At 59.4% G+C, this 13905-nt stretch carries 15 protein-coding genes; 5 read left to right on the forward strand and 10 right to left on the reverse strand.

The window, feature by feature from the left end:
- Positions 1-31: 31 nt before the first annotated feature.
- From ABI546_RS18960 to ABI546_RS18980, 5 genes are all read right to left on the reverse strand, one after another.
- The gene (locus ABI546_RS18960; RefSeq protein WP_348049108.1) at positions 32-1234 is read right to left on the reverse strand and encodes an ABC transporter substrate-binding protein; all 1203 of its coding nucleotides are present in this window, start codon (positions 1232-1234) and stop codon (positions 32-34) included.
- 74 nt (positions 1235-1308) lie between these two features.
- On the reverse strand, positions 1309-1893 hold the full coding sequence (locus ABI546_RS18965) for an amino acid synthesis family protein (RefSeq protein WP_348049110.1): 585 nt from the start codon (positions 1891-1893) through the stop codon (positions 1309-1311).
- 45 nt (positions 1894-1938) lie between these two features.
- Positions 1939-2580 (reverse strand): amino acid synthesis family protein, encoded by a 642-nt coding sequence (locus ABI546_RS18970; protein WP_348049174.1) that lies wholly within the window; start codon positions 2578-2580, stop codon positions 1939-1941.
- A 22-nt stretch (positions 2581-2602) separates the two neighbouring features.
- Positions 2603-3511: a UPF0280 family protein gene (locus ABI546_RS18975; protein WP_348049112.1), complete on the reverse strand. Its 909-nt coding sequence runs from the start codon at positions 3509-3511 to the stop codon at positions 2603-2605.
- A 12-nt stretch (positions 3512-3523) separates the two neighbouring features.
- Positions 3524-5161: a 6-hydroxynicotinate reductase gene (locus tag ABI546_RS18980; RefSeq protein ID WP_348049114.1), complete on the reverse strand. Its 1638-nt coding sequence runs from the start codon at positions 5159-5161 to the stop codon at positions 3524-3526.
- A gap of 303 nt (positions 5162-5464) precedes the next feature.
- On the opposite strand from ABI546_RS18980, the gene ABI546_RS18985 reads away from it, so the two are divergent.
- The 5 genes from ABI546_RS18985 to ABI546_RS19005 all read left to right on the forward strand — a co-directional run bounded on the left by ABI546_RS18985 (position 5465) and on the right by ABI546_RS19005 (position 10443).
- Positions 5465-6238, forward strand: coding sequence for a ferredoxin--NADP reductase (locus ABI546_RS18985; protein WP_348049116.1), 774 nt, complete (start codon positions 5465-5467; stop codon positions 6236-6238).
- Between the two features lie 88 nt (positions 6239-6326).
- The gene (locus ABI546_RS18990; protein WP_348049118.1) at positions 6327-7025 is read left to right on the forward strand and encodes a TetR/AcrR family transcriptional regulator; all 699 of its coding nucleotides are present in this window, start codon (positions 6327-6329) and stop codon (positions 7023-7025) included.
- Positions 7026-7055: 30 nt separating this feature from the next.
- Entirely contained in the window at positions 7056-8249 is a 1194-nt protein-coding gene (locus ABI546_RS18995) for an amidohydrolase family protein (protein ID WP_348049120.1), read from the forward strand.
- A gap of 608 nt (positions 8250-8857) precedes the next feature.
- Positions 8858-9856 (forward strand): sigma-54 dependent transcriptional regulator, encoded by a 999-nt coding sequence (locus ABI546_RS19000; protein WP_348049122.1) that lies wholly within the window; start codon positions 8858-8860, stop codon positions 9854-9856.
- Positions 9857-9864: 8 nt separating this feature from the next.
- Complete coding sequence (locus ABI546_RS19005; protein ID WP_348049124.1) at positions 9865-10443, forward strand: SPOR domain-containing protein; 579 nt, start codon at positions 9865-9867, stop codon at positions 10441-10443.
- A 4-nt stretch (positions 10444-10447) separates the two neighbouring features.
- On the opposite strand, the gene ABI546_RS19010 is transcribed toward ABI546_RS19005, so the two are convergent.
- The 5 genes from ABI546_RS19010 to ABI546_RS19030 form a co-directional block, all read right to left on the reverse strand.
- Positions 10448-10732 (reverse strand): DUF6150 family protein, encoded by a 285-nt coding sequence (locus tag ABI546_RS19010; RefSeq protein WP_348049126.1) that lies wholly within the window; start codon positions 10730-10732, stop codon positions 10448-10450.
- 60 nt (positions 10733-10792) lie between these two features.
- Entirely contained in the window at positions 10793-11620 is an 828-nt protein-coding gene (locus ABI546_RS19015) for a hypothetical protein (protein WP_348049128.1), read from the reverse strand.
- An 80-nt stretch (positions 11621-11700) separates the two neighbouring features.
- Complete coding sequence (locus ABI546_RS19020; RefSeq protein WP_348049130.1) at positions 11701-12825, reverse strand: hypothetical protein; 1125 nt, start codon at positions 12823-12825, stop codon at positions 11701-11703.
- Positions 12826-12890: 65 nt separating this feature from the next.
- Entirely contained in the window at positions 12891-13151 is a 261-nt protein-coding gene (locus tag ABI546_RS19025) for a hypothetical protein (RefSeq protein ID WP_348049132.1), read from the reverse strand.
- Between the two features lie 155 nt (positions 13152-13306).
- Positions 13307-13903 (reverse strand): hypothetical protein, encoded by a 597-nt coding sequence (locus ABI546_RS19030; RefSeq protein ID WP_348049134.1) that lies wholly within the window; start codon positions 13901-13903, stop codon positions 13307-13309.
- Positions 13904-13905: the final 2 nt, after the last annotated feature.

Consider the following 13905-nt stretch of genomic DNA (forward strand, 5'->3'; position numbering starts at 1 on the left):
ACGCAGGCATCCGCCGCCACGCCAAACCTATTTACTCAGCTGCGCGCATTTTTTTCACTTCGGCGTTGCTGGGCTGAACTTTTGAGCCATCGATATACCGGTAGTCCACCATCACGCCTTTGCCGCCTTCATTCTTTGTGCGTCCCACATAAGCGCCCATCGTGGACTGGTGATCTTCCGGGCGGTAAACCACGGGGCCAAAGGGAGTTGTCACATTCAATCCCCTGAAAGCCGTGATGAGCTTTTCGGTGTCTGTCGACTTGGCTTTTTTCATGCCCTCGGCCAATGACTTGATGGCGCTATAACCGACGACAGAGCCCAGGCGCGGGTAGTCCTTGTACTTGCCGTGATAAGCAAGAAAAAAGGCTTTGTGTTCGGGCGTCTGGATGCCGTACCAGGGATACCCGGTCACTACCCAGCCATTCGGCGTTTCTTCCTTGAGTGGGTCGAGGTACTCCGGCTCGCCCGTCAACAGGCTGACGACCTCACGCCCCTGAAACAGGCCGCGGGTGTTGCCTTCACGAACAAATTTCGACAAGTCCGCGCCGAAGAGGACGTTGAAGATGGCATCGGGCTTGGCATCCGCCATGGCCTGCACAACGCTGCCTGAGTCAACCTTGCCCAGCGGAGGCGCCTGCTCGGCAACAAACTCCACGTCGGGTTGGGCGGCTTTCAGCAGGGTCTTGAAGGTCGCCGCAGCGGATTGGCCATATTCGTAGTTGGGGTAAACCACCGCCCAGCGCTTCTTCTTCATTGCAACGGCTTCAGGCACCAACATGGCCACCTGCATGTAAGTAGAGGTCCGCAACCGGAAGGTGTACCGATTGCCGTTTTGCCAGACGATCTTGTCCGTCAAAGGCTCAGCGGCCAGGAAAAAGAACTTCTTTTGCTTGGCGAAATCAGTCAATGCCAAGCCGATGTTTGACAGGAAGGAACCTGTCAGCACATCGACTTTCTCACGCGAGACAAGCTCTTCAGCTGCGCGTACCGCGTCGCCGGGATTCGCGTTGTCGTCGCGAATAATCAGCTGGACCTTTTTGCCGTTGATGCCACCGGCTGCGTTGATTTCCTCAACGGCCAGCTCCATTCCCTTTTTGTACGGCTCCAGGAAGGCCGGCTGGGCCTTGTAGCTGTTTATTTCCCCTATCTTGATAACGCCTTGTGCATGAGCGTTCAGGAATGAGGTCAACCCGAGGAAGGCGACGGCGCTCAGCATTTTCTGGTGCAGCTTCATAAATACTCCTGGTTATCGTGAATCAAATAGTCGGCGAGTGTGGTGAACGATGAGAGGGAGGTGGGAAGGCCGGGCTACCTTAACCCATCCTCGCCCTTGATTTCATGAATTTGAAGCCCTCCCACCCGGGGCAAAGGGCGGCCGCTGTCCGTGACAACGACGGCGACCATAATTTCACCCGCCCGGGGCGCATCGCCGATCCGCGCCTCCATGGCATCAAAGTGGCTGCGCACGAACGCTGCATCCTTATGCCCCAACGGAACGTCAATGGCAGTACCGAGTCCCCCGCGCTTTTTGCTCGACGGCACGAGGGCTGCACCCTTTTCAACCGCCAGCCGCAACGGAGCACCCAGCTTGGGATGCAGTATCGCGGCAGCATGCTCCAGCTCGCCGGCTTCGCCCACGATGGCGGCTTTACCGTAACTCTGAGCGTCGCCAGGGGCGATACCCAGGGCCTGCACGCACTTTTGGCCCAGCAACCCGCCGAGCTCTTCACCGATAACCATCAGCTCGTCGAGCTTTTCCGCGTACACCCCGGCAAAGGGGTTCTCGATCACGGCCATGGCCAACGCCCGTCGGGTTGGCGGATTGACGGTCTTGCCCATCTCGATATGCGTCTCGTCGACCTGGACAACGATTTTCCGGATTTTGGCTGTCATGATTTTTCCTTGTCTCGGTGTCTGCAAAGTATGTGCTTATTGGGCTTAACGCAAACCATCCCATTTGGCGATGGCGTCTGCCGCCAACCCACCCACCCGCGCGTGAATGCGGGGCCCTGTGCTCATCACCAGGATAAATACAATTTCGTCCGGCAGAGGAGCTCCGGGCACACGCACTTCCATGGCATCGAAATGGCTGCGGACATAACTGGCGTTCACGTGCGTTAAAGGAACGTCCAGCGCGGTACCCGGCCCGCCCACTTTTTTGGTCGAAGGAACAATGGACAGCGCGTTACCCGGTTGGCCGGTCTTTTCCTCGACTTGCCCACGCGCATACGCATTGCGGTCACCTTTCCAGCCGAGCAGCTCACGCATCGCGTAGCCACCAGGGACATGCCAAAGCGCACCGTGTTCAAGCTCTCCGGACGCCCCCACAATGGCCCCCTTCCCGTAGCCCTCAATCTGAGTGGCGGAAACATCCATGGCCGCGCGCAGGCGCTCGGCCATCTGGATACCCAGCGGCTGAAGCTGGTCCATCATGGGCAGAATGTTGGGCTCATACCGACCCGCGAACGGGTTGGTCAGCACCGCGGCCACTGCGCCGCGCAGCAATGGCGTTGCCGCTACGGGGCCGAACTCGTGCCGTATTTCTTCCACATGCGTAAATATTCGCCCTACCTGGATCATGGGTTGAAGTCCATTCATTTCATTAAGCAAATACTGAACCACACTGCGTTTCACCGCTGCAGCTCTGCAATCGTTGAGCGGTTGTATCAGAAGTGGTCATCCACTGCTTTTGACACACCAGCGCGGCGGACCAGATCAGACCCTCCGCCCGCAAAGCCTTCGCGCGTTCAAGCCCGGCACATAAGGCCCGGCGGACCACATCGGGTTCCAGCGGCGGCACATCAACCGTCACCCGCATCTCGCCGAGATCAGTGTCATCCTTCAGGTCGCACGCCCGGCTGCGCCGGATTCGCGCGTCGACAACGTCCACTGCATTGGCAATCACGGTTGCTGCGGCATCGGCTTGTGCCGCAGTCCGCGCCAGCACGGTGACACTGTCGGCGACGCCCAGCGAAAAGCTGCGCCCTCGCCACCCACTGGTGGCCACGCCACGAACCGGTAGTGCGCTGGAAACCTCAAAGCGCCCATCGATATGAACCCCGCCTGTCACTTCATCCATATCGAGACGCGCGAGATCGGCGAAAAGGCCGATACGCAGCGATTCCCCAGGGGTAAGGTGCAGCGCAATATCACCGCCGTTGTTGACCCAGGCACGGCTGACGCCGCTTCTGGTGTAGCAGGCGATCAACTCCTGGGCGACGGCGCCGGCAACAGCCGCCATCGGGGTGATGAACCCACGCCGATAAGGCTGGCAGGCCTTCCACATGCGCCGCGCAATGGCGCCCCGCAGCAGGCATTGCCCGCCGACAGGCTGCCGCAAGAAAGGCAGCTCCTCGACCAGCTCGCCGAGGATGCCGGCAAAACGCCGCCACGCATCAGCATGCGCCGCTTGCACTGCGTCGGCATCTCCGTGGGCGTCAATAATGATGTCCATCGGTCCATGCTGGAAATGCCAGCGCCCGTCGGGAAATTGCGTGCAATGGGGGTTCATGCGCAAACGTTTTCAGCCCAGCAGGGGCTCGCGCCCCAACGGCCAGGGGTTGGCGGCGGGTAGCCGAGTCCACTGCAGCCCTGCAGGCGCACCTTCGTTGTGCCACGCTCCGCGATGCAGCACTTCGGCCAGCGTGCGCACGTGGTCGATATGTCCGCCCAGCGTGCGGTAGTCATCCAGCTTCATGCTGAATTCAATGGGCGCCACGATGGCCGGTGTCGGAACGGTTCCAAAGCTGTTGTCCGGCATCCGCATCACGTCGACCATCACCGTGATGCCACCGCCCGGCCAGACGTAGGCTGGCGCCCCGCCGCAGGTCACATTCACCAGCGCGTTCTTGATGGCACGCGTCAGCAGAACGGGATTTTCGGTCACACCGGCGCGCAGGCTGCCGCCGGCCCCGGCAAGAAAAAGCACGGTCGCCAGCGACGGTTCGCAGTTCTCCCCGATACGCTCAACGACGCGGCGCACCTCAGCCGGCATCTCCTGCTCCACAGGAACGAGCCCTTCATCAAGCACATACCAGCCGGCATGCTCTCCGGTGGTGGATGTCATCAACAGGCGCAGGCCCGGCCAGGCGACATCGGCATCCCAAGCTTCAAGAATGGACAGGGGATCGGAGATGTCGGTACCGCCCCATCCCGTTCCAGGATTGGCGACCTGGAAGTAGCGACCCGGCGTGGACTTCCGCCCGCGCATCCGGATACCCGAAGCACGCATGTCAAGACAGCGCCCCGCCTGATGCTCTGTCAATACGCCCGTGATGTGGTCATCGACAACCACGACCTCATCCAGCTGGCCGAACAGCTGCTTGGCAAAAATCCCGACGGTGGCAGAACCGCAGCCCACACGCATGCGTTTTTCTTCCACGCCATTCACGACAGGCGCGCGGCCAGCCTGAATCAACACCTGGGAACCTCCGTCGATCGTGAGCTCCACGGCGTGCTTGTTGCCCAGCGCCTGCATCATCTCGACTGCAACACGCCCCTCCTTCTTGCTGCCCCCCGTCAAGTGATGCACACCACCGAGCGACAACATCTGCGAGCCATACTCGGCTGTTGTCACGTGCCCGACGACTTCACCCTTGCAACGCACGTTGGCTTGCTCGGCACCGAGAAACCGGTCCGTATCAATCTTCACCTTGAAGCTGCAATAGCTGAAGATCCCTTCAGTGACCACCGTAACCAGGTCAACCCCAGCCGCCGTCGACGAAACAATGAACGGGGCCGGCTTGTAGTCGGGATAGGTTGTCGATGAACCGACGCCTGTGACAAACACCTCGTCAGCCAAGAGAAGATCACCACCCCACGAAGTGGTCGCCTCGGAATTTTCACTCCCAGAAAATGTTTCGGGCGCTGACTCGTCGACATCCTTTTGCCCCACGAATGACACGACATGTGCCTCGTCCTCAGACAGCGTACGGCGCAACAACAAGACCGGATCCACCCGGACCAACGTTCCGCTGTGGTTGGCATAGCGATCGCACGCCCCGCTTCGACCATCCGAAATCTGGCAGAGCACAGGGCAGGCATTGCACTCAATTTTCGCGCTGCTCATGCGGTCATTTCGGGGCTTGGCCTTCTCCAGAACTTGCGGAAACACCAGGGCATCCATGCCAGGCAGGCCATCCGTCTTGGTATGTTCAGTCATCGTGTTGCCTTTTGCCTGTCACCAGATTGGAGCAAAATCATCAATGTAGTGCACACTTAATTTACATGTTGCATTCACTACATTTATTTCAATGTAGCGCATATCGATTTACCATGCAATAGGATTTACATGCCATCCGCATTTTTCGCATGCAGCCGAGTTAATTAAATGTTGCGTTCACTACATCTATGTGGCACATTGCCTTTACGACACATGCAATAGAGCCACGAAGCGAGACAACGAAGCAACTCAATAAGCCGCCGGTCTCCTCAACAACCCATACACCATCAACCATAGATCACCATGAGCGCCTTCAATGAAGAAACCGTGCTGTCCGTCCATCACTGGACTGACCGCCTTTTCACCTTTACCACGACACGCGATGCCTCGTTGCGGTTCAGCAACGGGCACTTCACCATGATCGGGTTGAGGGTCAACGACAAGCCGCTGTTGCGCGCGTACAGCATCGTGAGCCCGAATCATGAAGAGCACCTCGAGTTTCTTAGCATCAAGGTGCCAGAGGGGCCTCTGACATCACGGCTGCAGCACATCAAGGTCGGCGACAAAATCATCGTAGGGCGCAAACCGACCGGTACGCTGGTAATCGACTACCTGTTGCCGGGAAAAAGGCTTTATCTGCTCTCGACAGGCACCGGCCTGGCGCCCTTCATGAGCATCATCCGGGATCCGGCGACTTATGAACAATTTGAGCAAATTGTGCTTGTCCATGGCGTGCGCCAAGCGGATGAACTGGCCTACCACGACCTGGTCGTCGACCATCTGCCCCAGCATGAGTTTCTGGGCGACCTGATCTCCAAACAACTGCTGTACTACCCTACCGTCACTCGGGAGGCGTACCGCAACATGGGCCGCGTCACCGACCTGATCGAAAGCGGAAAAATGCTGGCCGACCTTCATCTTCCGCCGCTGGATGCGGCGCATGACCGCGTGATGATCTGCGGCAGTCCGGCCATGCTCAAGGATCTCAAACACATGCTGGCGGGCAAAGGTTTCACCGAAGGCAATACGTCCAAGCCGGGAGACTTCGTGATTGAACGCGCTTTTGCCGAACAATGAGACAGCGTCGGTGTTTGTTATCAGATCGCGCCGAAGCGCCGCGCAGCTTTAAGGCGGTCACACGTCAAGTGCAACCGGATATCCAAACATGACGGTGAAGGCCCCCAAAACCGTCAAGCCCCGCACCGCGCCGATCAAGCGCGCAGCCGCCAAGCGTTCCGGTGCGCGCGAGCAGACCGCACAAACCACGCGCGACAACATCCTGCGTGCGGCGACCAAGGTCTTTGCGCGCTATGGCTATGACGGCGGCAGCGTGGAGAAAATATCCCGGTCGGCCAAATCATTCGATCGCATGATTTACTACTACTTCGGAAGCAAGGAGGGCCTCTTCATCGAAGTGCTGGAAGACATGTACCGCCGCATGAACGATGCCGAGCTCGAGCTTTCACTGGACGTCGAGCATCCGGTGGAATCCTTGACAGACGTGATTTGCTTTGTGGTGTCTTATTACAGCAAGAACCCGGAGTTCATTACCTTGCTCAATACGGAGAATTTGCATCGAGGCAAACACATTGCCAAATCAAAGCGCGCCCGGGAATACTCTTCTCCCGCCATCGCCATCATTCAGCAATTGCTGGAAAGCGGCGTGCGAAAGAAGCTTTTCCGTACAGGCATTGCAGCCCGCGATGTCTATCTACTGATCGCAGCCACGGGTTATTTTTATCTCTCAAACCGTCACACCTTGTCGGTTTTTCTTGGCGAAGACCTGCACACCCCCGAAGCGCTTGCGCAGTGGCAGGCTTTCATCGTTAGCACCGTCCTGCGTACCGTCATGCTGAACCCCTGACCACGAACCCACGCATTTGAAAGGCCGACCATGGCAGAAGCCGCATCCACCGGGAAGTCCGGAAAAGTCGTTATCAAAAACATTGGTTTGCTGCTGTCCGGGGACATCGACTGCCCGGTGCTGGACGCCGACACCATCGTCCTGAATGACGGCATCATCGTAGCAGTCGGAAAAGCCAAAGACTGCGACACCGCTCACGCACAGACCGTGATTGACGTGCACCAGACCTGCGTGGCGCCCGGGTTGATCGACAGTCACGTGCACCCGGTATTCGGTGACTGGACGCCGCGTCAAAACCAGATCGGCTGGATCGACTCCACCATGCACGGCGGTGTCACCACCATGATTTCCGCCGGAGAAGTTCATCTGCCGGGGCGCCCCAAGGACATCGTGGGCCTGAAGGCCTTGGCCATCACGGCGCAGCGCGCATTTGACAACTTCCGCCCGGGCGGCGTCAAGGTGTTGGCCGGTGCACCCATCATCGAAAAAGGCATGATTGAACAGGACTTCAAGGACCTGGCCGATGCCGGCGTGACCTTGCTGGGCGAGGTGGGCCTGGGCTCCGTCAAGGCGGGTTACGAAGCCCAGCAAATGGTGGCCTGGGCACGCAAATACGGCATACAGAGCACCATCCACACGGGCGGTCCGTCCATTCCCGGCTCAGGCCTGATCGACAAGGATGTTGTGCTGGAAGCCGATGCCGATGTCATCGGGCATATCAACGGCGGTCATACGGCGCTGCCTGAAGCACACGTCTGCGAACTCTGCGAGAAGTCATCGCGCGCCATTGAAATTGTCCACAACGGCAACGAGAAAGTGGCGATTGCCGCGGCGCAGGCGGCACTGCAGCTCAAATGCCCACACCGGGTCATTCTGGGAACCGACGGACCTGCAGGGTCCGGCGTGCAGCCGCTTGGCATGCTGCGTCTTGTCGCCCTGCTTTCCAGCCTTGGCAATATTCCGGCGGAGCTGGTCTTCTGTTTTGCCACCGGCAATACGGCGCGCATCCGAAAACTCAATTCAGGCCTGATCGAGGTCGGCCGTGACGCCGATCTGGTTTTCATGGACAAGGCCCAGCACTCTGCAGGCCTTAACCTGCTGGACAGCGTACAACGCGGGGATATTCCGGGCGTCGGGATGGTGATGATTGATGGCCTGGTGCGCTGTGGCCGCAGCCGCAATACGCCGCCCGCCACACAGATCCCGAGCATTGTTCCGGCCTGAGCGGCTTGGCCGCCTGGGCAGCAGCAGTTGCTCCAGAACAGGCCGGTATGCGTAGCGGACGACCCGCCTGAAAACAAAAAAGCCGGTTAGCGTTGCTAACCGGCTTTTTGCTGTTTTATTGGTGTGAAACCGCCCGAAAGATAGCCTGAAACCCGCACCAAATCTACATTGGTCAATTGGAATTTCGGTTCCGCACCCCCATTTGTACCCCCATGCTACAAATGTGGCGTTTTCTCCACTTCAGGAAACGAATTAGCCCCTTGTAACCGCACAAGTCTCGAGGTCGGCGCGACGAGTTAATCGAACGACGACCTTCGCCGAAAGTTTTCCAATCCTGATCAACTGTACAACTTACCGGTTCCAGTGCTTTCCTTAAAAGCCCTCGCTATAGCTGTTTTTCTTGCATGAAGGATCACTGTTGAATTCCACTGAAGTCTGACCCCCAGTGGATCAGATTTCGACTGAATTCAACAGCTCCTGCAATTGGAGGATGTGAGGGGGTGGCAATTCTCTTATGTTTGACGCTTACAGGCACCCGGTTTCTTCTTGCTTCCTCGCGAAAGCAGGCAGAAGCCCCTGAAGTAGCCGCAATAAAACGGGGGATGTTGATGAGTGCAAGGTTCGGCTTCCAGTTGCTGGGATCTTCGGAATCACTGGCGAAAGTGCGTACGCAGATCGAGCGTGTCGCCAGAGTTGATGCGGCGGTTCTCGTCGAGGGTGAAACAGGCACCGGAAAGGAAATGGTGGCACGGGCCATTCACTACGGCAGCAAGAGGGCCGACCGCGCTTTTGTTCCAGTCAATTGCGGCGCGCTGGCGGAAACCCTGGTTGAAAGTGAACTTTTCGGCCACGAGCGGGGCGCTTTCACCGACGCAAAAGTTGCCTCGCTCGGGCTTGTCAGCGAAGCCGGCGGCGGCACACTTTTCCTTGACGAGGTCGACGCGCTCAGCCTCAAGGCCCAAGCCGCACTGCTGCGCTTTCTGCAAGACGGCAGTTACCGCCGCGTCGGCGGGAGTTCGACCAAACAGTCTGACGTTCGTATCGTCGTGGCCAGCAACGCCAACCTCAACGAGCTTGCCGAAGCACGCCGTTTTCGCAAGGACTTGCTATATCGCATCAACGTGTTATCGGTCTATCTGCCAACGCTGCGCGAGCGTGGCGATGACGGGATCGAACTTGCCAGGATTTTCCTGACGCGGCTTGGCCACCATCACGGAAGGCCGCAGGTTCGCCTGACGCCCGCATCGATCGCATTCATCCAGAGCTACACGTGGCCGGGTAATGTGCGTGAGCTCGAAAATGTTGTCCAGCGAGCTTTCTTGCTCAGCGACAGCAACGAAGTCGATATCAGCCAGGCAGTGTCCCAGCCCCGCGGCGAGCGTTCCGCTGCCGAACCGGCGGTCTTTCGCACAGCCAAGCAGCAGGCCGTCAAGGAGTTCGAGCGGCTGTATGTGAGCCGCTTGCTGATGCAAACCAACGGCAACCTGACTCAGGCGGCACTGATCGCGGGACAGGATCGCAGCGCTTTCGGACGGCTGGTGCGCAAACACAGCCTGAGCCCCAGCCGGGCCCAGGCCGCCACCGCTGCCCGCGCCGGTGAAGCCTGAGTCCGAGCGTGCTTGCGAAGTACGGGCTTGTTCTGTTGACCCTGGTATTCGGTATGGCGGCCTTCGCCGCCGGTTTGCTTGCGCCTTCCTCATTCAAGGAAGGTGTGGCAAAAATGGCGCTACAAATCGGAGCGAAAATCCCGGGCCGTGCCGCTCCAGGCACAGCGGCGGCTTCCGCACCAACGGCAACACCTGGCAGCACACCAGCCACCACTGCCGCTTCTGCAGCCGCTTCTACAGCCGCTGCGGCACCGGCAAGCGCGCCGGCCATCGCGGCATCGTCACCCCTGCCTGCGGCCAGCCTGATACTGCCGACAGTGGCCACGGCTTCCCCCAGCTTCGCGCTGCAGGCGGCGCAGTTTTCAACGGCGCAGCCCGCCAGCCAGCTGGCTTCGTCAATACAGGCACAAGGTGTTACCAGCACGGTCGTGCTGATGGGCGAGCCTGAGGGCGGTTCATGGTCAGTGGTCGCCGTCGGGCGTTTTGGCAGTGCGGACGAAGCACTGTCCCAACGCAACTACCTCTCGCTCAAACTCGGGCTGCCACCCAATATGGGCACCATCGCACTGCCGCCCCCACCCAAATAACAACTCAGCGCAGCAAGTGCGCTACCGGGTGCCGCTGCTGTTTGTTGACCCAGCCAGCCTGGCCGTAGGTATCGACATAGCAGACCGTGAGCTGCGCCATGCCAAGCGAGCAAAAGTAGACGTACAGGTTCGCATCCTGCTTCGGCGCCATGTACCAAAGCCAGGGGCGAGTTGCCAGGCCCCAGCTGCCGACACGGTGCACGAGCAGGTCGGCCTGGCCGAGGTCACTGACGAGCGCGACACGGATGTGTGCATCACCCATCGTGGGGGATTCATAGATGCGGGGCACGAATTCCTTTGCGGTTGCGATCTGCCTGCCATTACCAGCGTGAGGGGTTCCAGATCGGGATCATTTGTGTTTCAGACCGCCGGCGACTTCAGCGCGGCATTTCACACAATACTCCATCGCATGCCCCGCACTGACCTCGCTGGTGGCGTGATGATGCACATTGGTCAGCGCGCCGTGCTGCTGGATGTCGTTCCAGGCCATGAACGACGACTCCTTCGCCGCGTACTCGTGCCAGCTGTCCATGCCGGTCATGCTTTTTGCAAGGCCGTCGAGCGTAGCCTGGCGCTGCTGCACGAGCGTGTCATGAGCCGCGATGCGAGTCGCCTCGGCCGCGCGGTAGTTGCCCATGAGCATGTTTTTTCGCGCATTTTTGGTATTGGCGGTGAAGGTCGGTTGGGCGGCCGGCACATAGGCCGGCACCGCCGGCACCAGCCCGGCTGTGAATGCGTCGAGCTGCGCCGCCGCATGGGTGTTGCCGCGCTGGTTCAATTCCTCGTGCGCGGCGATAAGGCTGTGCCCCTCGGCGCAGGAGAGCCCGCGTTTGTCCTCGGCCTCAGTCTGCTGGACATGCCGGTCCATGAGTTTTTTCGCGAGCGGATGGCTGGCGTGGTTCGCCTTCATATAGGCCACACGAGCCTGGTATTTCGGCACGCCGGCGCCTCCATCCGGGACCGGTGTTTTGGCCCAGGCTGTGTTTTTTCCCGTCACAGAAAGCGAAGCATCGCCGCCGGTCAGACGCCCTCCGCCGGGGGCTGTGACCGTCATCGTTGCATGTACGAGATCTCGCGGCGGGGCAACGATGGAAGGCGACGCCGTACGCGTCGTCTTCGGGCCTGATTGCGCAGTGACTGGGTTGGACAGCGCCGGCGTTTGTCGTTTGAATGCCATGGTTTACTCCTATGAAAGCCTGGGGACGGCCGGTGCCGGAACGCTGAAACAGCGTTGATAGCCCGGCCAATGCGCGGGTTTCATGACCGATCCACGCGGAACGGCTCTGATACGTATTGCGTGATGTCACGTGCGCTCCCGCTGGCGGGGGGAGCTTTGGAGGCTTTCCCGCCAATCTGTGAACCGTCATAGCCGCCGCCGGCAACCGCATTTCCGGCTTGTAGCGTGGTACTCCTGCGTGGCGAGCTGGGCTGATCAGGATCAAGCGTGCGCGTCCCGCCGACGCTGATTGCCAGCGCCTGGAAGTGTCGCCGCACGACGGTTTTTTCTGCCGGGCCGAGTGCACCGTGGACCTGGGCGAGTCGCTCCTTGGCCTGGTTACGATCTTCTTCCCAGGTTGCAAGCGCGCGCTTGTCCTTGAGTTTTTCTGCTCCCTCTGCGCGGCTGGCCAGTGCGCCGGGGGCCATTGTAAAAACCGTGGCGGCCGCAGCGGTCACCGCCATGGCGGCGGGTGTCATCGCCACATCCTGCAATGCGGCCATTGAAGCAGCCCGCAACACATCATGCGCGGCAGCCTGACCTGTGCTGCGGACACCGGAGCCACTATGCCCGGCAACGGAACCGCCCGGTCCACTCAGAATAGTACGAGCGGTATCTGTTCTTGCACCGTCACCAGCCTCCATCATCGGTCTTACATTGCTTTCCGGGAAAGTTGCTTGGGAAAAATCTTTCCAGGAAGCTTCTGCCATCACCGGCATGGCTGACATGCCTTTGGCATGTTTCACTCTCTTTTGCAACTTGGGGGTCATGTCCGTCACGACAAACGCCTCGTGGTAGCCGCTGCTGATCCCGTGGCTCGTCGGGTTGGAAGCGTAGCGGAAGGCTCCTTTGGCAAACGCCTTCGATCCGACGACCATGTCTACCACCTGGGGACGAAACCCGCCCTTGGCCTGCATTGGTGTCAGCGTGCGATCTTGCGAGGCCTTGTAGGCCATGACATTGCCAAGCCATTGGTCAGTGCCCTGTCGCCAGCTCTTTTTAGTGGGCATGCCCAGGGGTGCCATGTCGCCGAGCTTGCGGGGTTTTGCCTTGCCGGCCTTCTGGATCGCCGCCAGTTTCACGTCCTTTGTTTTTTGGGGAGAAGGCGAGCCCGGCACACCGGGCAAGGTCTTTCTGGACTTCGTCAGTTTGGTCGGCTTAGGCATCTGGCACTCCAGCGGTCAGGGCTGCGGGCCTGACGCTGCAGGCCCTGCTGTCAACCTGCCGGCAATCAGAACGGCTTGAAGCCCGTGTAATGGCCCTTCTTCTTGAGATCAAACTTCATAAACGACGGCCCCCCAATCTGTTGGCTACCCGTGATCTTGCCCTGGCTCACTGTCGTGTGATGCACCTGATCGGTGTACTCGTGGAGCACATCGTTCTCGATGAAGGATTTGTGAAGCGAATCTTTGGTTGAAACACCCGATGTATTGGCCGAAATTTTGTTACCTGCTGCCAGACGCCTCTGCGTCAGCTGGAAGGCATTCGTCACGCCGCCGCGCCCCCCCCACCGGAGCCATATGCTTGGTCAACGCATTGACCATTGCCCGGATCCTGTCGCAGCCTGTCAGAGCCTTGAAACCTCCCGTAGTCACTATTTTCGCCGCCATGGTGTACTCCTTAAAAAAAAGAAAATGAACTATTCGGCTATGACCGGCCGAACCCTAAAAAACCCAACGCCCGGCTCATAAGACTGGGGCCGCGAGGGCGATGCTGCGTGAAAACATCAAGCGGAGCGTCCGGAGACGATCCGTGCATGCCGCTGGTTTCCCCGCCCTCGTAAACCGGGGAGAACGAATGCACTTCGGAGGAGCTGAAGGTTCGCAGGTTCCGGCCCAGCGACGTGCGGTCGCCACCTGGCGCATGGGTGGTGTCTGGATCGTGGCCGACATATTGCCCTGATGGGTTTCGGCCCACCAATACAACTGCGTGTCCCTGGGTACCGCTATGCCATTCGCTTTGCGGCGTGGTTGTGCCTGTGGCACGCACGAATGCAGGATGTCCCTGGTCCAGCGCTGCATCGTGCTGCGGTGTCCATTCGTTTGAGACTGTTTCCCGCACGGCGCCAACACCTGCCGAGGCCTCGTGGCGCCTGCGCAGATTGTTGTAGACACTGCGCGACACTCCGTCGCATTCGCCATGACCTACGCGTTGGCTTGCCTGCTCGCCAAGCTCTCTCATCATGGCCGAGTAATTTTCATGCATCTGCGGCGACAGGTTCTCGCGCATCTGCGTATCGGTCATAA

This window comes from Polaromonas sp., assembly GCF_039932935.1.
Classification (GTDB): Bacteria; Pseudomonadota; Gammaproteobacteria; order Burkholderiales; family Burkholderiaceae_C; genus Polaromonas.

Excerpts from the sequence above, each read along its gene's own strand:
- ABI546_RS18960 (WP_348049108.1), bottom strand. The coding sequence starts at position 1,234 with ATGAAGCTGCACCAGAAAATGCTGAGCGCCGTCGCCTTCCTCGGGTTG.
- ABI546_RS18965 (WP_348049110.1), bottom strand. The coding sequence starts at position 1,893 with ATGACAGCCAAAATCCGGAAAATCGTTGTCCAGGTCGACGAGACGCAT.
- ABI546_RS18970 (WP_348049174.1), bottom strand. The coding sequence starts at position 2,580 with ATGATCCAGGTAGGGCGAATATTTACGCATGTGGAAGAAATACGGCAC.
- ABI546_RS18975 (WP_348049112.1), bottom strand. The coding sequence starts at position 3,511 with ATGAACCCCCATTGCACGCAATTTCCCGACGGGCGCTGGCATTTCCAG.
- ABI546_RS18980 (WP_348049114.1), bottom strand. The coding sequence starts at position 5,161 with ATGACTGAACATACCAAGACGGATGGCCTGCCTGGCATGGATGCCCTG.
- ABI546_RS18985 (WP_348049116.1), top strand. The coding sequence starts at position 5,465 with ATGAGCGCCTTCAATGAAGAAACCGTGCTGTCCGTCCATCACTGGACT.
- ABI546_RS18990 (WP_348049118.1), top strand. The coding sequence starts at position 6,327 with ATGACGGTGAAGGCCCCCAAAACCGTCAAGCCCCGCACCGCGCCGATC.
- ABI546_RS18995 (WP_348049120.1), top strand. The coding sequence starts at position 7,056 with ATGGCAGAAGCCGCATCCACCGGGAAGTCCGGAAAAGTCGTTATCAAA.
- ABI546_RS19000 (WP_348049122.1), top strand. The coding sequence starts at position 8,858 with ATGAGTGCAAGGTTCGGCTTCCAGTTGCTGGGATCTTCGGAATCACTG.
- ABI546_RS19015 (WP_348049128.1), bottom strand. The coding sequence starts at position 11,620 with ATGGCATTCAAACGACAAACGCCGGCGCTGTCCAACCCAGTCACTGCG.
- ABI546_RS19020 (WP_348049130.1), bottom strand. The coding sequence starts at position 12,825 with ATGCCTAAGCCGACCAAACTGACGAAGTCCAGAAAGACCTTGCCCGGT.
- ABI546_RS19030 (WP_348049134.1), bottom strand. The coding sequence starts at position 13,903 with ATGACCGATACGCAGATGCGCGAGAACCTGTCGCCGCAGATGCATGAA.